The sequence below is a fragment of the Cylindrospermopsis curvispora GIHE-G1 genome (assembly GCF_014489415.1).
GTDB lineage: Bacteria > Cyanobacteriota > Cyanobacteriia > Cyanobacteriales > Nostocaceae > Raphidiopsis > Raphidiopsis curvispora_A.
The window spans coordinates 3,824,797-3,845,959 of sequence record NZ_CP060822.1; the positions used below are offsets into that span (position 1 = coordinate 3,824,797).

At 41.2% G+C, this 21,163-nt stretch carries 23 protein-coding genes and 1 pseudogene; 9 read left to right on the plus strand and 15 right to left on the minus strand.

Features of this window, described 5'->3' with window-relative positions; all coding sequences use genetic code 11:
* Positions 1 to 513: 513 nt before the first annotated feature.
* Positions 514 to 945 carry a hypothetical protein gene (locus tag IAR63_RS17055; RefSeq protein ID WP_096546537.1) on the plus strand — a complete coding sequence of 144 codons (432 nt, stop codon included), beginning with the start codon at positions 514 to 516 and terminating at the stop codon, positions 943 to 945.
* 28 nt (positions 946 to 973) lie between these two features.
* Here IAR63_RS17055 and IAR63_RS18585 read toward each other — a convergent pair whose 3' ends face one another.
* From IAR63_RS18585 to IAR63_RS17070, 4 genes are all read right to left on the minus strand, one after another.
* On the minus strand, positions 974 to 1,798 hold the full coding sequence (locus tag IAR63_RS18585) for a uroporphyrinogen-III synthase (protein ID WP_231922547.1): 825 nt from the start codon (positions 1,796 to 1,798) through the stop codon (positions 974 to 976).
* Between the two features lie 33 nt (positions 1,799 to 1,831).
* Positions 1,832 to 2,554 carry a uroporphyrinogen-III C-methyltransferase gene (gene cobA, locus IAR63_RS18590; RefSeq protein WP_102981706.1) on the minus strand — a complete coding sequence of 241 codons (723 nt, stop codon included), beginning with the start codon at positions 2,552 to 2,554 and terminating at the stop codon, positions 1,832 to 1,834.
* 11 nt (positions 2,555 to 2,565) lie between these two features.
* On the minus strand, positions 2,566 to 3,507 hold the full coding sequence (locus IAR63_RS17065; protein ID WP_187706096.1) for a homogentisate phytyltransferase: 942 nt from the start codon (positions 3,505 to 3,507) through the stop codon (positions 2,566 to 2,568).
* Positions 3,508 to 3,569: 62 nt separating this feature from the next.
* Positions 3,570 to 4,412: a methyltransferase domain-containing protein gene (locus IAR63_RS17070; protein ID WP_187706097.1), complete on the minus strand. Its 843-nt coding sequence runs from the start codon at positions 4,410 to 4,412 to the stop codon at positions 3,570 to 3,572.
* Positions 4,413 to 4,550: 138 nt separating this feature from the next.
* On the opposite strand from IAR63_RS17070, the gene IAR63_RS17075 reads away from it, so the two are divergent.
* Together IAR63_RS17075 and IAR63_RS17080 are read left to right on the plus strand one after the other, a co-directional pair.
* The gene (locus tag IAR63_RS17075) at positions 4,551 to 5,885 is read left to right on the plus strand and encodes a TrkH family potassium uptake protein (RefSeq protein ID WP_187706098.1); all 1,335 of its coding nucleotides are present in this window, start codon (positions 4,551 to 4,553) and stop codon (positions 5,883 to 5,885) included.
* Between the two features lie 3 nt (positions 5,886 to 5,888).
* Positions 5,889 to 6,584: a potassium channel family protein gene (locus IAR63_RS17080; RefSeq protein ID WP_187706099.1), complete on the plus strand. Its 696-nt coding sequence runs from the start codon at positions 5,889 to 5,891 to the stop codon at positions 6,582 to 6,584.
* Here IAR63_RS17080 and queA read toward each other — a convergent pair.
* Positions 6,581 to 7,684, minus strand: a complete 1,104-nt coding sequence (gene queA / locus IAR63_RS17085; protein WP_096546545.1) for a tRNA preQ1(34) S-adenosylmethionine ribosyltransferase-isomerase QueA — start codon at positions 7,682 to 7,684, stop codon at positions 6,581 to 6,583. The genes IAR63_RS17080 and queA overlap by 4 nt on opposite strands.
* Positions 7,685 to 8,162: 478 nt before the next feature.
* On the opposite strand from queA, the gene IAR63_RS17090 reads away from it, so the two are divergent.
* From IAR63_RS17090 to IAR63_RS17110, 5 genes are all read left to right on the plus strand, one after another.
* Positions 8,163 to 10,304, plus strand: coding sequence for a DegT/DnrJ/EryC1/StrS family aminotransferase (locus IAR63_RS17090; protein WP_187706100.1), 2,142 nt, complete (start codon positions 8,163 to 8,165; stop codon positions 10,302 to 10,304).
* Positions 10,305 to 10,442: 138 nt separating this feature from the next.
* Entirely contained in the window at positions 10,443 to 11,519 is a 1,077-nt protein-coding gene (locus tag IAR63_RS17095) for an NAD-dependent epimerase/dehydratase family protein (RefSeq protein ID WP_187706101.1), read from the plus strand.
* 118 nt (positions 11,520 to 11,637) lie between these two features.
* On the plus strand, positions 11,638 to 12,237 hold the full coding sequence (locus tag IAR63_RS17100; RefSeq protein WP_223007669.1) for a DUF1349 domain-containing protein: 600 nt from the start codon (positions 11,638 to 11,640) through the stop codon (positions 12,235 to 12,237).
* 170 nt (positions 12,238 to 12,407) lie between these two features.
* Positions 12,408 to 13,511 carry a DMT family transporter gene (locus IAR63_RS17105; RefSeq protein ID WP_187706102.1) on the plus strand — a complete coding sequence of 368 codons (1,104 nt, stop codon included), beginning with the start codon at positions 12,408 to 12,410 and terminating at the stop codon, positions 13,509 to 13,511.
* 92 nt (positions 13,512 to 13,603) lie between these two features.
* Positions 13,604 to 14,719 (plus strand): hypothetical protein, encoded by a 1,116-nt coding sequence (locus IAR63_RS17110; protein WP_187706103.1) that lies wholly within the window; start codon positions 13,604 to 13,606, stop codon positions 14,717 to 14,719.
* A 124-nt stretch (positions 14,720 to 14,843) separates the two neighbouring features.
* Here IAR63_RS17110 and IAR63_RS17115 read toward each other — a convergent pair.
* Positions 14,844 to 15,275: pseudogene (locus tag IAR63_RS17115) on the minus strand (S-adenosylmethionine:tRNA ribosyltransferase-isomerase); the annotation flags it as partial.
* 129 nt (positions 15,276 to 15,404) lie between these two features.
* On the minus strand, positions 15,405 to 15,638 hold the full coding sequence (locus IAR63_RS17120) for a hypothetical protein (RefSeq protein ID WP_187706104.1): 234 nt from the start codon (positions 15,636 to 15,638) through the stop codon (positions 15,405 to 15,407).
* A gap of 167 nt (positions 15,639 to 15,805) precedes the next feature.
* Here IAR63_RS17120 and IAR63_RS17125 point away from each other — a divergent pair, with 167 nt between their 5' ends.
* Positions 15,806 to 16,447 (plus strand): pepsin/retropepsin-like aspartic protease family protein, encoded by a 642-nt coding sequence (locus IAR63_RS17125; protein WP_187706105.1) that lies wholly within the window; start codon positions 15,806 to 15,808, stop codon positions 16,445 to 16,447.
* Between the two features lie 197 nt (positions 16,448 to 16,644).
* On the opposite strand, the gene IAR63_RS17130 is transcribed toward IAR63_RS17125, so the two are convergent.
* From IAR63_RS17130 to IAR63_RS17165, 8 genes are all read right to left on the minus strand, one after another.
* Positions 16,645 to 16,893 (minus strand): HetP family heterocyst commitment protein, encoded by a 249-nt coding sequence (locus IAR63_RS17130; RefSeq protein ID WP_187706106.1) that lies wholly within the window; start codon positions 16,891 to 16,893, stop codon positions 16,645 to 16,647.
* 142 nt (positions 16,894 to 17,035) lie between these two features.
* On the minus strand, positions 17,036 to 18,133 hold the full coding sequence (locus IAR63_RS17135) for a T3SS effector HopA1 family protein (RefSeq protein WP_187706107.1): 1,098 nt from the start codon (positions 18,131 to 18,133) through the stop codon (positions 17,036 to 17,038).
* Between the two features lie 75 nt (positions 18,134 to 18,208).
* Complete coding sequence (locus IAR63_RS17140; protein ID WP_187706108.1) at positions 18,209 to 19,357, minus strand: phosphotransferase family protein; 1,149 nt, start codon at positions 19,355 to 19,357, stop codon at positions 18,209 to 18,211.
* 17 nt (positions 19,358 to 19,374) lie between these two features.
* Positions 19,375 to 19,584: a hypothetical protein gene (locus tag IAR63_RS17145; protein WP_187706109.1), complete on the minus strand. Its 210-nt coding sequence runs from the start codon at positions 19,582 to 19,584 to the stop codon at positions 19,375 to 19,377.
* Between the two features lie 116 nt (positions 19,585 to 19,700).
* Positions 19,701 to 19,934 (minus strand): hypothetical protein, encoded by a 234-nt coding sequence (locus tag IAR63_RS17150; RefSeq protein WP_006278661.1) that lies wholly within the window; start codon positions 19,932 to 19,934, stop codon positions 19,701 to 19,703.
* 73 nt (positions 19,935 to 20,007) lie between these two features.
* Positions 20,008 to 20,244, minus strand: coding sequence for a hypothetical protein (locus tag IAR63_RS17155; RefSeq protein ID WP_006278660.1), 237 nt, complete (start codon positions 20,242 to 20,244; stop codon positions 20,008 to 20,010).
* A 63-nt stretch (positions 20,245 to 20,307) separates the two neighbouring features.
* Positions 20,308 to 20,538: a hypothetical protein gene (locus tag IAR63_RS17160; protein WP_006278659.1), complete on the minus strand. Its 231-nt coding sequence runs from the start codon at positions 20,536 to 20,538 to the stop codon at positions 20,308 to 20,310.
* Positions 20,539 to 20,842: 304 nt separating this feature from the next.
* Complete coding sequence (locus IAR63_RS17165; RefSeq protein ID WP_187706110.1) at positions 20,843 to 21,079, minus strand: hypothetical protein; 237 nt, start codon at positions 21,077 to 21,079, stop codon at positions 20,843 to 20,845.
* Between the last annotated feature and the right edge of the window lie 84 nt (positions 21,080 to 21,163).

Genomic DNA, 21,163 nt, shown 5'->3' on the forward strand with positions numbered 1-21,163 from the left:
TTCTCATGACCAATATATTTTTTCCGGAACAGGGCATATTGCCAAGGAAGACCTAAATGGTAGATGCACCCTGATAATTAATCTCCTCCAGTTGGTTAACGCCCCTGGAGGTTTTTTATTGGCTAGTTCCAGTTTTTATTGCTCATAAAATTAAACAAGCCCAAAATTCATCCGGATTACCCTCTCCCACGACAGGATACTAAGGTGGTAGATGCACCCTGATAACTAATCCCCCCCTAGTCGGCTAAAACCACTGGGGGTTTTTTTTAGGCTTTTTACCCAGTCCAATTCTACCACTTTTGATGAGTCCCTGATAACTACCTTTTATGTCTTTGTCTTTCTTTATCTATTTTTACCTCAAATCCCCTCCCAGAATGATTGCTCTGATCACAAATTGAAACCAATTCAATATTCTCAGAAAACTCGGTTAGAAACCCATTGCGGCTATCCACAACAGAGCTATGATGTATTTTAGTGATGTTAGCTCCAAATAGTTCAATATATCTGTAAACTATGGAACGTGGTCTTTTTTGGTTGCCTTTATTAGGGGTTTTTTTTTGGTTGGCTTGGCAAGGTGCAAGAGAGTATCAAAAGGTTGAAACCTATCGTCTCTGGGCTGAAAGTTTTCAGCGCTCTAAGTATGATATTTACGGGGTAATTGGTCAAAAAGACAACGACATTACCTGGGGGAAACCCACACCCCAAGCCATTGTCCAAGTGCAGACCTTTTCTCTGGAGGATGTTCAAGAAATCCGCCTTCTGATAGATGGTCAATCAGTCAGGTTGGACCAACCGCCCCAAAAGGGTCGTTTAATAGAACTGGAGTTCATATTTCACCCAGGTGCTGCTTTTGCTCCATCTCTAAATATACCTTTTACCGAGATTCCTTTGGCAGCTCAATGGGGTTCTTTCCTGGAAAATAAGTTACAAAATTTACAGTCTTAGCATGTCTTATACAAATCTCAGTAAAAAATTAAACCTGGGTTTTTGACCATTCAACGATTGCCTTGATTAGTCCATCAATGGTATACTGTTGGGCGTTAATGTCTACTCTACCTAATAAATCTATACAAGTTTTGGATGTTTGTGGACCAATAGAGGCGATCGCTGTTTTCTTTAAGTAGTGTTCTATCTCTTGAGGTAAGTTATTTACTAATAGTACACAGAAAAATTTGACGGTCTTGGAGCTGGCAAAGGTAATTACATCTACTGACTGATTAATCAGGACCTGCTGTGCTGTGGTAGGTATGCTCTGGGGACAAAGAGATTCATAAGCGGGAACTTCCACCACTTGGGCACCTTTTTGTGTTAGTTCTTTGACCAAAATCTCTCTCCCTCCACTTTCAACCCGGGGAAATAGGATCTTTTTACCTGCTAGGTTTTCGGGAAAGTTGTTCACCAGGGAGTCAGCTATGAAGTCAGGGGGTATGAAATCTGGTTCAAGGTGGTGCGTTTTCAGACTTTGAGCCGTTTTTTCACCGACAACAGCAATTTTAATTCTATTTATTGCTTGTTTAATTAAGGCTTGCTGATTTTTATTTTGCAATGCCATTCTCTCAAAAAAGTATTCGACCCCGTTAGTGGAGGTAAAAACTAACCAATCAAAAGTGGATAATTCTAATATGCTCTGATCTAAGAACATCCAACTGGAAGGAGGACCAATTTCTAGTGCTGGTAGTTCAATTACTCTTGCTCCTAAATTGGTTAGTCCTTGACTCAATTCGCTGGATTGTCCTACTGCGCGGGTGACGAGGATGGTTTTACCGCTTAGGGGTGTGATGGAGATGTTAATTGACACGATTCAAGGAGGGGAAGCAATAATTAATCTATTCTATACTTTTTCCAGAAATTTTCTCAGTCCCACAACTTCTCCAATCACGATTACAGCGGGAGAAAGTGATGTGTCTTTGGTTTTTCCCACTATATTACCTAGTTCACCTATGCAAATTTTTTGCTTGGCAGTTCCAGTCCAGCGAATAATTGCTATGGGAGTGGATTTGGATTTTCCATGTGTGAGTAGTTGGTGGACTATTATCTCTAGGTTTTTTCCTCCCATCAAAATTACTAGGGTTTGTAATCTTGATAGAGCTTCCCAGTCTAAAATATCAGGATCATGTGCTGTAGCTACGGCAAAACACTGACTTAAAACCGTGTCTGTCAGTGGTATTCCAGCTAATAATGGCCCCGCTAGAGCTGAGGAAATTCCCGGGATGATTTCAAATTCACAACCTGCTGATTTTAAGGCGGTAATTTCTGCTATACATCTACCAAAAATAAATGGATCTCCTGCTTTTAGTCTGACTACTTGTTTACCTTCTCGATAATATTTCACCAATAGGTTGTTAATTTCTCCTTGGGAGGTGCTTATACCTCCTCCCCTTTTACCTACATCTAATTTTAAACAGGTACTAGGGACAGAATTTAATAATTCTTCGTCTACTAGTGCATCATATATTAAAACTTGAGCAATCCCCAGCAGTCTATAGGCTTTTACCGTTAGATATTCTATATCTCCTGGTCCTGCTCCTACAATATAAACTTTATTCCTGGACATTTTCTATCGGGTTAATTTAAAAAGGCACTAATGGGAAAGATTAGATATTCAAGGAAAAACATTTTCCAAATTAATTGATAAAATTTGGCAATTTCTTTTTTGCTCTCCAAGTTCACTTTCTGGCTTTTTGACCATAGGAATATTAGGGGTATGGTGTGACTGATGACTAGAAATGTGGGGTTAATTTCTGCTAACTGGAAGATACCAACAATAATCATTCCTATATAACAGAATGTTAGTAGCCACAGGGCAAGATCAAATACCGCTTTTTTCCCCAGTTTGATGGTGAAGGTATTAATGTTATAACGCAAGTCCCCCTCTAAATCAGGTATGTCTTTAAATATGGCGATCGCCATGGTAAAAACCAGGATAAATAAGGTTAAAGTCCATACGGCAAAGGGTATGCCCTGGCTTTGTTGTAATAGCCAACTAAAATGTAGAAACAGTCCCAAGTTGACAATGGTTCCCCGAACGGAAAAAATACATAGAGCTGCCCAAAATGGAAATTGTTTTAATCTTAATGGTGGTAAGGAATAGGCCGTTCCAATGACTAGGCTAGTTACTACCATGGCTAATAAAAATGGTCCACCGATCGCAGCTAGAACTAGAGCTAAAATACCTGTGGTGATCACAATGAACCTTGCCTGTTCTTCGGTGAATTCTCCTGCAGCTATGGGTAAATGGGGCTTGTTGATTTTATCAATATCTACGTCTATTAGTTGATTTAAACCTACAATATAAATGTTTCCGGATATACAAGCTAACCAGGTCATTAAAATTTGACCTAAATTTGCTACGGAGAAACTAGAGTTGGTCACACCAAGAGTCAGCAAATATAAACCTAGCACACTTAGAGTTGTGCCTATAATAGTATGAGGTCTGGAAAACTTCCACAAGCTGTGGAGCCAATTTGTGGCAACTATGGGCGAATTAGAAGGAGGAAACTGATTCATGGGCTATTTATAGGTGGTTTATGCTTATCCGTAAATTATATATGGTTCATTTAGTTAACTGGCTATTTAATTCCACATAATAAACCAAATTTAATTAAACCCCTTTCATATCCACGGCGCATTAAACTAAGGGAGAGCGCCGCTTGAATTGTAGTCCAACCAGAAAACAATAACCCCAGGAATGCTTGGGGGGTAAAAGCAGAATCAATTACCACATTCCAAAAAGGTGCAACCCCAGTTGACCAATCGGCAGTCTCAATGTTTTTTAGTCCTAATTGACTGGCGATCGCATAGTATTCTGGTAGGGAAATCACATAGGGTAGACAATAAGCCCGGTAAATATCTTGTAGGTGCTTTTGTTCATCCTCAGTCAGTGGTAAAACATCCGTGGGACGATGACACCATGTTACCATGATTAAAGTACCACCTGGTTTTAACACCCGATAACACTCTTGCAGAAATTTGGTTTTATCTGGCATGTGTTCACCACTTTCTAGTGACCACACCAGATCAAAGGAATTATCACCAAAAGGCATTTCTTGAGCATTGGCCACTAAAAAACTACTCCTTGATTGCAAATTGGCTTCCAGTGCCCTTTCTTTGGCTCTAGCGGATTGAATTGGGCTGAGGGTAATTCCTGTGGACATGGCATGAAATTTTTGCGCCAAGTATAGGGAACTACCACCTATTCCACAACCCACATCCAAGATATCATCTGCATGTTTTACTCCTGACCAATTTAGCACTGCTTCAATTAAATCAATTTGTGCTTGCCTACGTTCCTTTCTTTCTCTTCCATCCGCACCATAATAGCCATGGTGCATGTGTTCACCCCAAATTTGTTCCCATAAACCAGAGGAAGCATCATAAAATTCTTGGATTTGCTGATAAATTTTTGTACTCATGTTCTTAAATGTAAAAATTACTAAAAATCAAAACTCTGGAAAATATTTTTTAGAGGTGGCACATATGTGTTTAACTTAAATATAAAGCAATTTTGCTCAATAAAAAAATCCTGAAAAAATTCTTAACTCAAGTTGGTTATGACTGTTGCTCGGACGATATGCTTGGGGTTTATGGCGGTTATCTTATGTGGAACCATTCTCTTAATGATGCCATTTTCCACTAGCACTGGTACATGGAATGACCCAATAGTAGCACTTTTTACCTCAACTTCCGCAGTCTGTGTGACCGGACTGTCAGTGGTTGATCCGGGTACTTATTTTTCCTTTTGGGGTCAACTGATTATTGTGCTGCTGGTACAAATCGGTGGTTTAGGATATATGACAACCACCACCTTCCTGATTTTATTAATTGGCAAAAGATTTGATTTAAGGCAAAAGATAGCTATTCAACAAGCTCTAGACCGTCCGGGGATGAGTGGTAGTAGCCAAATTATTCGCTCCATTATCGCCACAACTATAATTTTTGAGATTACAGGAATTTTCCTCCTGCTCCCCGCTTTTGTCCCTGACCATGGTTGGAATTATGGACTATGGTTGGCCATATTTCACAGCATCAATTCCTTTAACAATGCGGGATTTAGTTTATTTAAAGATAACTTAATAGGTTATCAAACCTCCACACTCGTAGTTTTTACCGTGACTGGGTTAATCATCTTTGGGGGGATCGGTTATCAAGTAATTTTAGACATGTATCTTTGGTTGCGCGATCGCCTAAAAAGAAAAGGGACGTTTACAGTATTCTCCCTTGATTTTAAAGTAGCAGTTAGCACTACCTTACTATTACTAGTGATGGGGACAGTAGCTTTCTTTCTCATAGAAATTAGAAATCCTGAAACCTTTGGCAAATTTGGATTTTCCGATCAACTATTATTAGCTTGGTTTCAGTCTGTTACTCCAAGAACAGCTGGTTTCAACACTATTGACATTGGCAAGATGAGTGATGCAGGTTTATTTATTACCATTGCTTTAATGTTCATTGGTGCTAGTCCGGGTGGTACGGGTGGTGGGATAAAAACAACAACCTTGAGGGTACTAACCAGCTGCACAAAAGCAATACTTCAGGGTAAAGAAGAAGTTTGGCTCTATGAGCGCAAAATAGCCATAACTCTTATTTTAAAAGCGATAGGTGTGGTTTTCGGCTCTTTGGCAACCGTCTTGTCAGCAACAGTTCTGATTAGTTTGACCGACCCAAAACTAGAGTTCATTCAAATTCTTTTTGAGGTGGTCTCAGCTTTTGGTACAGTGGGATTATCTACAGGGATAACTGGTAGTATTTCTACTGCTGCTAAAATAATTATAATTGTCACAATGTATATAGGAAGGGTCGGTGTTTTATTGTCAATGTCAGCAATATTAGGAGATCCTCGTCCCAGTAGAGTTCACTACCCAGAAGGAAATTTGCTTGTAGGTTAGTTTATGGACATTTCATCATTGAAGTTCTTCCGCAGTTTAAAACAAGACAATCACCAATTTGCAGTAATTGGATTAGGTCGTTTTGGCCGTTCTGTTTGTTCCACATTACACGGTTTGGGTTATCAGGTCTTAGCCACAGATGTGGATGAAAAAAGGGTATCTGAAGCATTGAATGAGTCAATTGTTGCTCATGCAGTGCAGTTAGACTCCACTGAGTCAGCAGCACTTAAAGAAGCGGGCATTTTTGAGTTTGATACGGTTATTGTAGCTATTGGCAACTATATTCAGGAAAGTATTATTACCACTCTTAATGTTAAGGAAGGTGGTGTGCCCCATGTGGTTGCTAAAGCTTCCAGTGAGGTACATTGTAAGCTGCTAAAAAGAGTAGGTGCAGACCATGTAGTATTTCCCGAATACGAGGCAGGTTGTGCTTTGGCACGCACACTAACTAAACCATCAATTTTAGACCGGTTTGATCTAGATCCAGATAATAGTATTGTAGAGTTGATTGTACCCGATGAATTTCATGGTAAAACCGTGGCAGAAATTCAGTTGCGAAGTCGTTATGGTCTAAATTTACTAGCAGTTAGTCAGGATGGTAAGTTTAAGATTAATCCTGACCCTGGTAAACGACTAGAACGTGGTTCAGCGATGGTAGTAATTGGTTGTAATAAGGATATTAACCGCCTACCAATTTAGCTGCAACAAATTCTTGCTTCCGGTAAAATCAACATGGCATCACCAAAAGAATAGAAACGATATCTAGATGCGATCGCCTGGTTATAAATATCTAATAGTCTTTCTCGACCAATTAGGGAACTAACTAACATAAGCAAACTAGAACGAGGTAGATGAAAGTTAGTAATAAGACCTTCTACTACACGCCATTGATAGCCTGGATAGATAAAGAGATTAACTTTGCCCGTATATGGTTGTAAAGAACCACTTTGGGCAGCACCTTCTAAAGCGCGAACTACCGTAGTACCAACCGCAATAATTCGCCCTCCAGCATTTCTGGTAGCGTAAATCTTCTCTACCAAGTCCCCACTAACTTCTATCCATTCTTCATGCATTTGGTGGGTGGTAACGTCTTCCACTTCTACTGGTCTAAATGTGCCGACACCAACATGTAAAGTGAGAAATTCCTGTTGAATACCGCGCTCTCGCAATTTGACCAATAGTTCTGGTGTAAAGTGGAGTCCTGCTGTGGGAGCTGCTATGGCACCGTCATATTTAGCATATACAGTTTGATATTGCTCCTCCAGTGCATGAGAATTATTAATATAAGGTGGTAAGGGAATCTCCCCCAATTTGTGTAAAAACTGGAGCAAAGAAACATTTATAGGCAAATCAAATTGCAATAATCTACCGCCCGTATTCTCATCCCGTTCAATCACCGTAGCTGTGAGTTGGGGGGTTAATTCCGCTCCCTGATCCCCAAAAACAATCTCAGTTCCGATATTAAAGTACTTACCTGGTTTGACCAATGCCAACCAACAGTTATGTTGTTTTTCTTCCAAAAGCAACACTTCCACCCTTGCTCCTGTGGACTTGTGACCATATAAGCGAGCGGGGATAACTCGTGTATTATTCATCACTAATAAATCCCCAGGTTTTAACAATTCTGGTAGGTCTCTAAAGATGTGGTCTAGTGGAGGTGTTAGCGTTCCTGCATCTAGAGAATTAATCACCATTAAGCGAGAACTGTCTCTGGGAACCACGGGGTTCTGGGCAATTAATTCTGGAGGTAGTTCATAGTCATATCCAGATAATGAGATATCTAGGTCACTATTTTGCATTCTTACTCTTTAAATTAGGATATAAGTGGGTCAGTGGAATTAAATATAAGATTAACGTAGGTTGGGTTGAAGTATGAAACCCAACACCACGGGCCTCGTTACTCGACCCATCCTACAAATAATTGTGACCCCTACAAAGTTTCCCATAGTAAAATTACTAAGCTATGAAGCCAAATGCTCAGAGCTATAAGTGAGTAATAATCCTTTTGCTACCATAATGATGGTACCTTTGAAGACAAAAGCAACGACTGGAAACCAAGGGGAGAGAGAAGAGTGGAAATGGAGTCTAATCAAACGGTTATACTTTGCAAAGAAATGTAAACTAACCGCCACGTCCGCTTGACTTATGCAACAAATCTGATACTGTGAATTGTGTTCTGTATCACAAGAGGGAAAGGTAGCGATCAGGTTTATTCCTCAATGCAGTGAGCAGGATATAGCTCATTTATCTCAGATAATATAATCTGATAGTGTTAAGATGACTGAATTTGACGTTTTAATTACTGGTGGATCTGGTTTTATAGGAAGTGCTATTGCTCGCTATCTTCTAAGCTTAGGCAAGTCAGTTGTATGTATGGATCGCTATGATCAAGGTCGCTTAAACGATATTGATGATCGCATCCATAAGGTTTCCGGTGATGTTCTAGATGGGAACTTTGTAGATCAGTGGATCGCCCGTTGTAGCAGAGTCATTCACTTAGCTGCGGTAGTTGGTGTTGATGAATATGTAACCCGTCCCCACGACGTTCTAGATGTTAATATTCTAGGGACACGAAATGTTCTGATGGCTTGCCTTCAGCATAATCGCCCCGTCCTCATTGCCAGCAGTAGCGAAACCTACGGTCTCAACACTGGCATTCTAGAGGAAGATGGTACTCGGATCTACGGCACTTCCCGCAATCATCGCTGGAGCTACGCCATTTCTAAAACGGCTGGTGAGCATTATGCTTACGCATTAGGACGCCTAGGGCTGATGGTAACCTCTGTGCGCTATTTCAACGTTTATGGACCTCAATTAGATGCACCAGGTCAAGGGCGTGTGATTAGTAAGTTCCTAGGACGAATTAGGGATGGCTTACCCCTAATGCTCGTAGATGGTGGCCATGCTGTACGCACCCTCTGTTATATCGATGATGCAGCCGAAGCTACCGCACGGCTTATCCTAGAACTTAGCCCTGACTCTGGCCATAACCATTCAGCGGTAAATATTGGTCGTCCTGAGCCAATTACCATGCGGGAGCTAGCTAACATCATGATCCAGCTTTCGGGACACAAAGGTGGAACCCAAGACATTTCAGGGAAGGAATTTTTTGGTGAAGGCTTTGAGGAAATTCCAGTTCGCGTACCAGATGTGTCCAAGTTGGAGCGCGTTATCAACTTTAAGGCCAAAATCGACCTAGAAGAAGGGCTACGTCGCACCCTGGATTATTGGGGTCTCCTGAGTCCTGAAGCCAGCCAAGATACCTTCCTATCCAGTTCCCCTCCCGCCGTTGTACCCATGGTGCGCCCCCACTTTGCACCCGACGGTGTATTGTTGCAGTCCTTAAATCAGGCTTTAGCTACGGGTCAAGTCACCAACGGTGGACCACACCTGCGTAGTTTTGAGGAGGAGCTGGCCGAGTATCTTGGAGTTCCCGATGTGGTGGTGCTGAGTAATGGAGCTGATGCCTTAACATTAGGACTACAGGTGTTAGGGCGAAAAGGTAAAGCAGTCTTACCCTCCTACACATTTATTGCCACCTTGAATTCCGTCGAATCGGCAGGATTAGAACCGATTTTCTGTGACATTGATCCCGAAACATTTACAATGTCACCCACGGCCCTAGCACAAATTCTAGATCAGGAAAGGGATGTGGCAGCGGTGATACCGGTGAATGTGTTTGGTGTTACCCCGGATCTACCAGCGATTGCCGATCTCTGTCGACAAGCTGGGGTCGAAATTATCTATGACAATTGCCACGGGTTTGGTACCGAAACCTACGGCCGCCGGGTTTCTGAGGAAGCACGCCTACAAATGTTTAGCTTCCATGCCACTAAGGTGTTACCAGCGGTAGAAGGTGGAGCCTTGGTAGGGGCGGATGTGGAACTTTTGGATCGGGTACGAAAGCTACGTAACCATGGGATCGATAGTCATAACCCATCCGCATCTGGTCTAGGGATGAACGCAAAAATGGACGAGCTACGGGCAGCCACGGGTCGCCATGTGCTGCGTCAGTTTCCTGAACGGCTCGAACGGCGACGCTACTATGCCCAACAACTGAGAACCTTCTTCCAAGAGTCGTGTGATGGGGCTTTAATTCCCCAGCGAATTCCCGATGGTGTGGTGTCCAACTTCCAAAATTTAGGGGTACTCATGCCCAGTGCGGCCCACTTTGGACTGAAAGCTGCAATCTCCGCTCTATATGAACGTGGTGTGGAATGTCGGTCATACTTTAACCCAGCGCTACATACCTTAACCCGAGCACGGAGTTATGCCCGCTATCCCCTACCCTTCACTGAGCAGGTTTGGAATTCCCTGCTGTGTTTCCCCATCCATAGCCAAATGGATCCCCAGGATATTGATCGGGTACAGTTAGCAGCCCGATCCGTAGTCGATGCCATGGTTATGCAGCAAGTTTAGACGGATACGTGTGTGAGCCTACTCTGACAAAGATAGTCTTTTACAGTAGGCCTCACCCTAAATTCTTCATTTGCGTAGAATCCGCTATAAAATAGCTCCTACCCTTTCAGTTAAGCCCTTATTCCCCAGAGTTAGGATATGGACATTGCCGTTGTTACTGGTGCGTCTGGTCTCATTGGATCTGCCGCCGTTCGTTTTTTTGCCGACTGTGGTTTACAGGTCGTTGGTATTGACAATGATCTCCGTCGCTACTTTTTTGGAGATGAGGCCTCTACCGCTTGGAACCGTGATCGCCTCCAGCAAGAAGTAGCGAATTACATTCATGAAAATGAGGACATCCGAGATCTCGCTGCCCTAGAGCGAATTTTTAAAACCTACAATACAGACATCAAAGTTATTATCCACGCTGCTGCTCAACCATCCCATGATTGGGCTGCCACGGAACCTTTGACAGACTTTGCGGTTAATGCCAACGGCACTCTCAATTTGCTAGAAATGACTCGGCAACATTGTCCAGGTGCGGTGTTCATTTTTACATCCACTAATAACGTCTATGGGGATGCTATTAATCACTATCCCTTGGTGCAATTGGAAACTCGCTGGGAGCTAGAAACCTCTCATCCCTACTTTGAACGGGGCATTGATGAGACCATGAGCATAGACCACTGCATTCACACCATTTTTGGGGCCTCAAAGGTTGCCGCCGACATCATGGTACAGGAGTACGGCATTTACTATGGTCTTAAAACCGGTATTTTCCGAGGGGGATGTTTGACAGGACCAGATCATTCTGGGACACAACTTCATGGTTTCTTAGCTTATTTGATGAAGTGCGCAATTACCGGGCGACACTACACTGTTTTCGGCTATCAAGCCAAGCAAGTCAGGGATAATATCCATAGCTACGATCTCGTGAATATGTTCTGGCATTTCTACCAGAGTCCCCGCTGTGGCGAAGTTTACAACGCCGGTGGAAGTCGTTACTCTCACTGCTCCATGATGGAGGCGATCGACCGATGTAGTGAAATTGTCGGTAGACCCATGAGTTGGAGTTACAGTGAACAAAATCGTCTGGGTGACCATATTTGGTGGGTGAGTGATGTGCAAAAATTCAAAGATCACTATCCTAAGTGGGACTTTAAGTACAACCTAGATGACATCTTGATTCAAATCTATGAAGGTCTATCTCGGCGAGAAGATAAGGCACTGGTCTAGGAAGCAAGCTGTGTTAAAGTTGATGGACACCTTCCATAGATTCCTGCGACACCCATTTCTATTGTTTTTGAGTTCTGCTATGCTATGTTCCCAGTAATAAACTTCGATAGGATGCTCCATGACCATTGAACCTTCACCACTCACTCCTTGGTCATCAATGCAGTGGCATAACCCCCCTGCGGTATGGCAGAATCGCGGCGATCAACTTTGGGTTAAAACAGGGTTGAAAACTGATTTTTGGCGGACAACTCACTACGGTTTTATTCGGGATTCTGGTCACTGTTACTACCGCGAAGTCTTGGGCAACTTTCAAGCCCGGATCTGTTTTTCTGGGCAATACCAGGAACTCTATGATCAAGCTGGATTGATGGTTAGAGTCAGTAAAACCCATTGGCTTAAGTGTGGTATTGAATATGTAGATGGTATCCAATACGCTAGTACAGTCGTGACACGAGATCGCTCAGATTGGTCTGTTGCGCCCTTGGTAGGTCAACCTGATCGGGTTTGGTTTGAAGTACGTCGCAGAAATGAGGCCATCGCAGTTCTCTACTCCCTGGATGGTGAGAAATTTGTCCTATCACGTCTGACGGATTTTCCCGAAGAACCTACGGTTTGGGTTGGCCCCGTGTGTGCATCCCCAGAACGGGAAGGATTTGAAGTAACTTTTGAGTCTTTCACGGTAGAACTGAGTAGTGCACCAGTGCTTAATATAGTTTGAGTGAGACTGGCCACTATACTAGAAACAGTTAGCGAATACTTGCCGTAGGATTGCATTAAAATTTGCGGCAAGATATTCCAAAAAAATCCAGATAGCAATAGCTGGGTCTCTGTTTGACCTCACTTTCCAGCTACAGTATTGCAACTTCCAAGAATAAAAACTCAGAAATTATGACCCCTGAAACCACTCAACCTTCTAAGGTTAAGCCAGATCAATCCCCAAACTTTGATCGTTCTCCCCTTGCCTTTCTATGGCTTATTCTTGGACTCATTGCACTATCTTCCACAGCGATTTTCATCAAGCTATCCATTCAAGAAATCAGTGCTGAGGCTACGGTTTTCAATCGTTTATGGATAGCCACTTTAGCATTTACAGGACTAAATTGGATCAGACCAGTTAATACTCAATCCACAGAAACAGGCCCTGATCAGTTAGGTGAAGTTGATGACTCACCGAGAGTCCCACTCGCACTGTGGTGGTCGTGGGAGATTATAGGTCTGTTGCTAGCGCTAGGGTTTGTCCACCTGACAGGTCGTTATCTATGGACGTGGTCACTGACCAGCACTACCGCTGCTAATGGTGCCATGTTAGCGAATATGCCGCCCCTATTTACGGCCTTAGGTGGTTGGTTATTTTTAGGACAACGCTTTGATAGACGTTTTTTACTGGGGTTAGCCATTGCCGTTGTTGGAGCTATTACCCTCGCTCTCGGTGACTGGATTCAACCTAAGGAAGTCCTTTTTGGGACGGGTGCCTTGGTTGGTGATGGAGCAGCTTTACTGTCCTCTGTGTTCTATGCGGCTAGCTTTTTGCTGGTTGAAAAACTGCGTCGTAATTTGTCTACCTCTGCTATTTTGGTGTGGCGTTGTGCAATAGGTTTGATGCTAGCAACCCCTATAGTCTGGTTGATGGATGATACAATCTTCCCCATTAGTACCCTGGGATGGGTAGCTGTTTTTGGACTGGGATTAATTAGTGAAGTCACTGGACATGGCCTGATTGTTTATAGCCTGAAATATTTTTCCTCTGCATTTGTCACCATTGTCTTGCTTTTAGAGCCAGCACCCGTTGCAGCGGTTGCCTGGCTATGGTTTGGCGAGTTCCTCGATCCACTTAATATTGCTGGATTCTGTTTGATTACGGTGGGAATTTATTTGGCTAAAACCGGACGTGGCTCAACGGGGGATAGCAATATATTAGAGTCATCTAATCAAGATTCACCAAATCGAAACATCCCGAAATTAGAGCCATCCGATATATCTAGCAAATCATAGTTAAGTTGACGGTCTCTGTGTTCATATTGCTGCTAAGATGAATAGCTATTGTAAAGCCATTCCGCTAGTATAATCTAACTGTTTTTATCTCTATGTCAAATTCGTCCTATTTAACCTCAAAGTTCTGTCGTCAACGAGTGATAACCGGTTTCTTGGAATGGCTATATGGTAAAGATGCTCTGTTTCGGAGTGAAACAGGTTTGATCTATCCTTTGAATGTCCGCTCCTGGGTAGATGCACCTAAGGATAGTGGGGAAGTACTAGGGGATTTACAGTCAGAAACCCGTCAGTTTCCATCGAGTAGTTGGTTGTTAACTGAAATGCAACAGAAAAATAAGCATCTTTGGAATGGTAGAACCTATGCTCTAGATCCCAGAAGTAAAACAGAAGCTGTACCAGGGGAAGAAGATCGCCTTCATTGCATGGTAGGTTCCTATTTTGATACGGTGAACACATGCACTATCTTAGAAGTTGAACTAGAGCGAGCTGTGGCTCACCTTGGCCCTGATTCATCCCCAGAACAGTGCTATGAAGCTTTACCTCTACGCCGTCAACTTCACGGAGATCACCGAGGGCAAAATGCATTACAAGATGCCTGGACAGGACGTAGCCGCAGTGCAGCGGTGGCTATTTCCTGTTGCTTTGTGGTAAATGTCGGTCATACACCCAACCCAAGAGATCAATATCGTTACTTTTTACGTCAGCGATCAGGACAAGTTGCCGATGGTCCCGGTCAATACCATATTGTTCCATCGATGGTTTTTCAGCCCACGGGTACGGATCCATTTGATCCAGATTCCTACAACGTAGAGAAGACTATCCTAAGGGAAGTAGCTGAAGAGCTATTTAACTATGAGGAAGGTGACTTCGATCCCTTGTCCCACCCTGAAATCGCCGACCTAAAAACCTTATTAGACCAGGGTGGTGCAACCCTTAAGATTACAGGAATCGCGATGGACTTACTCTGTTTGCGACCTGAGCTTTTGACTTTACTGTGTATTCAGGATTCAACCTGGTTTGAACGCCATGGGGGATCGCTGTGTTTCTCTGATCATGAGTATGATTACGATCCATCTAGCGGGGAAAGTTGGCGATCTATCCTTGATGATGAACCTTTTCAATCAGAGGGAGAATTGGCACCACATCGTTGTGTAGCGACTGGGGCGGTTAGTGCCCTTCTGGCTAAGCAATATTTATTACGAGAATAACACGTAAATTCTCCAAACCGGGTCAGCAAATCCAATTACTCTATTTTTTGTCAGTTGTCAACTCCCGACTAGTTGGTACTAAGGGAAAATCATCTCTAACTAATTTATTATAGACTTCTTTAGGTATATTACCACCTGTGCTGTCGTCCTTTTCAATTACCGTAGCTGTGAGTTGGGGGGTTAATTCCGCTCCCTGATCCCCAAAAATAATCTCAGTTCCGATATTAAAGTACTTACCGGGTTTGACCAGTGCCAACCAACAGTTATGTTGTTTTTCTTCCAAAAGCAACACTTCCACCCTTGCTCCTGTGGACTTGTTACCATATAAGCGAGCAGGGATAACTCGTGTATTATTCATCACTAATAAATCCCCAGGTTTTAATAATTCTGGTAGGTCTCTAAAGATGTGGTCTAGTGGAGGTGTTAGCGTTCCTGCATCTAGAGAATTAATCACCATTAAGCGAGAACTGTCTCTGGGAACCAGGGGGTTTTGGGCAATTAATTCTGGAGGTAGTTCATAGTCATATCCAGATAATGACATATCTATGTTTTGCATTCTTACTCTTTAAATTAGGATATAAGTGGGTCAGTGGAATTAAATATAAGATTAACGTAGGTTGGGTTGAAGTATGAAACCCAACACCACGGGCCTCGTTACTCGACCCATCCTAAATGGGGAGCAATCTCATGGTAGGTAGGGCGCACTTTTGAGCAGTGATTCCCCATGTTGTCGCCAAAATTCTAAGAAAGAGTCTAATAGGATTTGAGGGTTGATTGTACCATCAGGGTTCAACCAGTTGGGTTCCACCGAGGTTAAAGAGGCGATCGCCACGGAGGCTAAGGTTTTAGGTAAAATTTCTGGATAGCTGGGGTTAGCAATTTCTAGTGCACCCCCGCAATTGCGACGGTTGAGTTTCATTGAGACTATACTAGCAAATAAGTTCCCAGATTTGACCAAGGAGATGATTATACAGTTGCTGGATTTGAAAAGACGTATATTACTCAGTCTCGTTTTTATCAACAGATTCGGACGGAAGAATGCACAGCTTTGCCTAGGTTAAATGTTACACAGGAGATCCCAACAATATGAACGAAACATACAATAGTGCCAAAGAATGGCGTAGGGCAAATTACCGAAAACTAAAACAATATCGTGGAGAATGGATTATTTACACGAAGGATGGCATAGTAGCTCATCACCAGGATTATAGGATAATGACGCAGCAAGTTGACCTTCAAAAATTAAAACCTTTTGAATATATTACTGAGCGTATATACGAAAACGAATTTGTTGAGCCGGTTAAGTTTTTGCCTGTGCGGTTTAGAACGGTGAAAAAACATGACTGGCAACCAAAATATGAGGTCTGTCTAACTTTTCAAAATTCCAAAGTCTTGGAAATGCTTGTAGATTCTGGTTCAGATATTAGCCTAATTACGTTTTATTTAGGTACAGATTTGGGATATATTCTGTCTCAAGGGGAAGTTCTTAGTCATGGAGAGGGAGTGGGAGGGAGTGTTCAATACGTACTCCGACAAGTGGAAATGCAGATTGATGATTATAATTTTTCTGCTCCTCTTGCATGGTTGCAAAATAAGGATTGCCAAGAAGTTTTATTGGGTAGGGAAGTGGTGTTTGATTTATTTGATATTGAATTTAAACAAGCTGAGGAAAAAATCGTATTCAAATATAGGGGGGATGCAGAAAATTTCTTACCTGGCTCCCCTTGAATACCGCGATCGCCCTTTTGATTTAAAATAAGTTTAGAAGTTTAGATGAAGATCGCCTTCATTGCATGGTAGGTTCCTATTTGATAAGTAGGGAGGCACAATTATTTGTAGGATGGGTCGAGTAACGAAACCCATCCTAAGTTAATCTTATATTTAATTCCACTGACCCACTTACCGGGTCAGTAAATCCAATTACTCTATTTTTTGTCAGTTGTCAACTCCCGACTAGTTGGTACTAAGGGAAAATCATCTCTAACTAATTTATTATAGACTTCTTCAGGTATATAGCGGAGAGGATCCCTTCCTGAAAAGGAAATAAATAAAATACAAGCCCAGGCATATTTCCCTGCAATAATGGCATGAATAATTTGCTGAATTTGTATATGCTGGAATGTTATATCTACATTTTCTAATTCTTGCTTTTGTTCAAATTTATCTGGAATCATTTATCACCTCTATCAGTCATCAATTAGTTATTATTCGTCAGTTACTAAAGTTTTATGGTGAACACCATATAAAATCGGACATCAGACTGGTAGTGATCTGGATAGTGAGGAAATAATCCTCACGGTTAAAATTAGACCAGTTTTAAAAAAAGGGAGTATAAATATCCTGAGATTGAGGATTGAGATAAGGATGTTGTAACTGGATATTTTGTAACGCAAACTGTTCAAAGATGGCACTTATTCTCTCCTCTGGCGTATCGTCACCTGCTAGCCACGCTTCGATTAGTCCATTAGCAATAATTTGACAGCGGTGAGTACCGAAACTCTCTTGGTCGCCAAATTTCTGCTCTGGTTCTTCAGCACAACCTAACCCAGGTGCTAGTATTTTAGTGAACATGGGAACCTGTTGCTGAAAGTACAATTTATTTTGCGCATAGATTTTTTGCAAAACTGGCCAGACTGTCTGATGTTGACTTTTATTAAAATAGAGAACAGCTGAATCGTAACGTTGATAATCGCTGGGATTATATAATGCTTTAAAAGAGAATGAAATGTCAAGATCATTGAGATATTGCGTTACACTTTCCATAACTGTTGCTGCTCCCTCAGCTGTGATATTGAAGTAGATGCGCGTAATTTCATGGTTGTTTTGAGTGCCCGCATTAGCCACAGCCATATAAAAGCCGTTCTGTACCAAATTTTTCGGCATTTTAACGGATATAAGCTTTCCTGGATTGAGACCTTGAGTTGTTGGTGATAAGTGTAAATTGGGGTCAATGTGCAGTGTTAATCCGTTTTTATGGACTGCCAAGGTACCATCTGTTTCTTCCTTGACAATCTCCCAATGATGACTCCAGTAACCTTTACCTTTGTTCCCATGGTGTAGACGATCATAAAATTCTAGATCTACCCCAAATAAACTGTTGTTTTCAAGCTGTTTATTCAATTTGCTGTTGTTTCCATTCTCATCTGTACTTGATTTATTATTTATACTAACGTTATAATAGTTGCTATAGATAAAGTTACGCAATTGTAATTGTAAATGTTGCTGTTGTATGTGTAGAGGTAGCTTTTCAAACTGAGAAGTCACAGAGTCTGGTAGAATGGAGTGTTTGTACCGTGTGTGTTTAATAGAATGATAAGACTCAATTTGAATGTGAGTAACCATATCCTGTAGAGAATATTGCAACTGCTCAGGGATTTGTGCCAGGTGAAATTCGAGAGAATTTAATAATTGCATAATTTTGTCACCTTATAGATAAAAACAACTAAAAACAACAAAATCCCCTTTCCCCGCTGACGCTAAAACGCTTAATTACCTCCTTCCAAAAATTGTCTCCATAGATGCTTGAGGGCGACACAAGAGAGTTTTAGCTAACTGAAGAATAGCTATACCAGAATTTCCAAATGTCTTTTCGTGTTGCAGTTTAGCTTGAATAGATGTGATTAATGAAAAGCCAGTAAACTGTACAACTAACTGCAAAAAATTAGGACGGCGCTCTAAAATATCTGGAAAATTAGTTAAATAACCATCTACTAATTCTGCTATAGAAGGTTGTATTAAATGCAAAGGAATCGCTGCTAATCGTAGAGATTCTTCAATTGGTATGGTTCGACTGGTTACCATGCTATATAGCCAAATTTGTAAATAACTAGCAATTATGGAACCCAAATCACTTGCTGGGTCTCCCCAATCACCACGTTCCCAGTCAATGAGGCGAATTATTTTTTCACCCCAGATATGACCGGATGATTGATTTATTATAGATTCCCAATTTAAAGAAAGGAGAATATTATTGAGTTTCAGGTCATTATGGGTTAAACAACAAGCATGATAGGATTGGCCCAATTGGGAAATTGCTTTTCCCAGATTGTCATAACGTTGATACAGAGAAAAGAATTTTAAACCATCTGCAGTCAGGTGACCAAATAGTTCTGGTGTAATTCTAGGTATTCCCTCATGTACGTGAGAGTTTTTCTGTTTTCTGGTGACGTGAGAATTTTGGAAGAAATTTTCATATTCTGGACTATCTAAAGTCAACCGGTGAATTGATGCTAATATTTCCCCTAGGGAGCGAGCAATTGTCATGGGAAATAAATTTTCTCGAGCATAAAACTCACCTATATCCCGATAGTCTCTGAGATAGTTGAAGACAAGGATAGAATTTGCTTGATCAAAATGTATTGCTTCTGATAGGGATGAACGGAGATGATTTACTTCTGAAAATGTTTGAAAAAAATTATGAACTTGCCATTCATCTACAAACTCACCAGTGGTTTTACCCTCTCGATTAATCCGTTCTTGTTTCACCAATAATTGACGGTTATTCGGCAAAGTAAGTAATAGATTAAAATTTTTAGCAGATTTGAGATCAATCTTGCTCCCTGATTGCTCTTCCTCAGTGCAAATTCTTTGAGAAATCAGGTAAGGAAAAACGTTTTCAGAACTTAAAACAAATGGCATGACTTTCAGGTGATATGTTATTCTTGAAAGGAATATGCTAGAAAAGAAATGGCATTAATAGCTGTAATAACAACCATAAACTCAAGGGTTTTGATGCCAAATTTTATTAGACCATCAAAATAAGGGTCTTCCCCACCAAAAACAGTTTGAGAATTGTGATTATTCAGATCATTAATGAATGTTTCTGAGTTAATAGGCTCCAGATCATCGATAATAATTTTAGCCATTGATCTTCTTAATATGTATTAAGGTTATTCTAGAGCCTTTTTGGTTGGCTCTCCTGTGGTATTAGTAATTTACCTTTGATTCCAGGAGAGCCAAACTAGCTAATTATTCGAGTGTATTAGTAGTCGTAGTCGCTGTAGGACTTGGCTAAGTAGGCAATATGACCAATACCGTAGGTATTTACAAATGCTTCTGCTAATTTGGTGAATATGGACATATCACTGAAATCATAAGATCCACCACCATACACAGAAATAGAATTGACATCGCTCATTTCATTGAGAAAACTTTCAGAATCTTGAAATAATTCAGAACCTGTGGTTTGCAATTGACCCAGTTTGATACTTGCCATAATTTCCTCCTCAAGGATTTGTTACTTACTATGAGTGAACCAGAAGTGACCAGGAAATGATCTGGTAATTTTCTTACCAATAATAATCATGATCACTATAAGACTTAGCTAAATAAGCGATGTTACCAATACCGTAGGTATTTACAAATGCTTCCCCTAATTTGGTGAGAGTGTACATGTCACTAAAATCAGACCCACCACCATAAACAGAGATAGAATTGACATCGCTCATTTCATTGAGAAAACTTTCGGAATCTTGAAATAGTTCAGAACCTGTGGTTTGCAATTGACCCAATTTAATACTTGCCATAATTTCCTCCTCAAAGACTGATTGCTAGTGATAGACATTGCTCAAATCAACAGTGTTTTAGTTTTATACTCCACTGCTGTAGGACTTAGCCAAATAGGCAATATGACCAATACCGTAGGTATTTACAAATGCTTCCGCTAGTTTGGTGAATATGGACATGTCACTCACGTTGGAGCTGAATCCACCATGGACAGAAATAGAGTTGATATCACTCATATCATTGAGAAAACTTTCAGAATCTTGGAACAGTTCAGAACCAGTAGTTTGCAACTGTTCTAGTTTGATACTTGCCATAATTTCCTCCTTGGAGACTTGTTCTTATTGGTGAATATGGGAGCGTTTGAGGTTTGCTCAAGCCATACTCCTATTTTTATGGAAGAAAATTCAAAAAATCAAGGGTTTGAACTGTGTTGATTGGACATTACTCATGATTTAATGTCCTTTTATATCGCCCGTTCCACATTAATCTGTGATTACAGTAGTGGGAATTTATCTAATGATGATGAATCTGTTTTTAAAAACAGTTACCTGATATATAATAAATCCTCCCTTTAGCAAGGGAGGAATAATAAGAATTAGTAAAAACTTAAGTCAAATGTTAGAAAGTGACTGAATCTCTCAATTGGTCTAGTGTGTCATCAATCTCCACTCTCCATCTTTCTAGATTGTCGTTGACGCGTCCTAAAATTTGGGAAATGTCACCACTCTCGACCGAATTGGAATTTCTCCTTCTTCGTCTTACACCTCCTTGGATATTAACCATTTCGCCAGGAGTAACTTCTTGCAAAAGGTTGCCATCACCATTGGGGTATAGATCACTGATTTTTATGTCCATTTTTGCATTACCTTGTGAGATCTTGGGTTACCGAGAATTGACTTAGAATTTTAAATTCTTTTTTTCATGTTCTGAAATCATCTC

Bases quoted from the DNA above. Each gene is read 5' to 3' on its own strand.
- IAR63_RS17055 (WP_096546537.1), top strand. From the start codon at position 514: ATGGAACGTGGTCTTTTTTGGTTGCCTTTATTAGGGGTTTTTTTTTGG.
- cobA (WP_102981706.1), bottom strand. From the start codon at position 2,554: ATGTCCAGGAATAAAGTTTATATTGTAGGAGCAGGACCAGGAGATATA.
- IAR63_RS17065 (WP_187706096.1), bottom strand. From the start codon at position 3,507: ATGAATCAGTTTCCTCCTTCTAATTCGCCCATAGTTGCCACAAATTGG.
- IAR63_RS17070 (WP_187706097.1), bottom strand. From the start codon at position 4,412: ATGAGTACAAAAATTTATCAGCAAATCCAAGAATTTTATGATGCTTCC.
- IAR63_RS17075 (WP_187706098.1), top strand. From the start codon at position 4,551: ATGACTGTTGCTCGGACGATATGCTTGGGGTTTATGGCGGTTATCTTA.
- IAR63_RS17080 (WP_187706099.1), top strand. From the start codon at position 5,889: ATGGACATTTCATCATTGAAGTTCTTCCGCAGTTTAAAACAAGACAAT.
- queA (WP_096546545.1), bottom strand. From the start codon at position 7,684: ATGCAAAATAGTGACCTAGATATCTCATTATCTGGATATGACTATGAA.
- IAR63_RS17090 (WP_187706100.1), top strand. From the start codon at position 8,163: ATGACTGAATTTGACGTTTTAATTACTGGTGGATCTGGTTTTATAGGA.
- IAR63_RS17095 (WP_187706101.1), top strand. From the start codon at position 10,443: ATGGACATTGCCGTTGTTACTGGTGCGTCTGGTCTCATTGGATCTGCC.
- IAR63_RS17100 (WP_223007669.1), top strand. From the start codon at position 11,638: ATGACCATTGAACCTTCACCACTCACTCCTTGGTCATCAATGCAGTGG.
- IAR63_RS17105 (WP_187706102.1), top strand. From the start codon at position 12,408: ATGACCCCTGAAACCACTCAACCTTCTAAGGTTAAGCCAGATCAATCC.
- IAR63_RS17110 (WP_187706103.1), top strand. From the start codon at position 13,604: ATGTCAAATTCGTCCTATTTAACCTCAAAGTTCTGTCGTCAACGAGTG.
- IAR63_RS17120 (WP_187706104.1), bottom strand. From the start codon at position 15,638: ATGAAACTCAACCGTCGCAATTGCGGGGGTGCACTAGAAATTGCTAAC.
- IAR63_RS17125 (WP_187706105.1), top strand. From the start codon at position 15,806: ATGAACGAAACATACAATAGTGCCAAAGAATGGCGTAGGGCAAATTAC.
- IAR63_RS17130 (WP_187706106.1), bottom strand. From the start codon at position 16,893: ATGATTCCAGATAAATTTGAACAAAAGCAAGAATTAGAAAATGTAGAT.
- IAR63_RS17135 (WP_187706107.1), bottom strand. From the start codon at position 18,133: ATGCAATTATTAAATTCTCTCGAATTTCACCTGGCACAAATCCCTGAG.
- IAR63_RS17140 (WP_187706108.1), bottom strand. From the start codon at position 19,357: ATGCCATTTGTTTTAAGTTCTGAAAACGTTTTTCCTTACCTGATTTCT.
- IAR63_RS17145 (WP_187706109.1), bottom strand. From the start codon at position 19,584: ATGGCTAAAATTATTATCGATGATCTGGAGCCTATTAACTCAGAAACA.
- IAR63_RS17150 (WP_006278661.1), bottom strand. From the start codon at position 19,934: ATGGCAAGTATCAAACTGGGTCAATTGCAAACCACAGGTTCTGAATTA.
- IAR63_RS17155 (WP_006278660.1), bottom strand. From the start codon at position 20,244: ATGGCAAGTATTAAATTGGGTCAATTGCAAACCACAGGTTCTGAACTA.
- IAR63_RS17160 (WP_006278659.1), bottom strand. From the start codon at position 20,538: ATGGCAAGTATCAAACTAGAACAGTTGCAAACTACTGGTTCTGAACTG.
- IAR63_RS17165 (WP_187706110.1), bottom strand. From the start codon at position 21,079: ATGGACATAAAAATCAGTGATCTATACCCCAATGGTGATGGCAACCTT.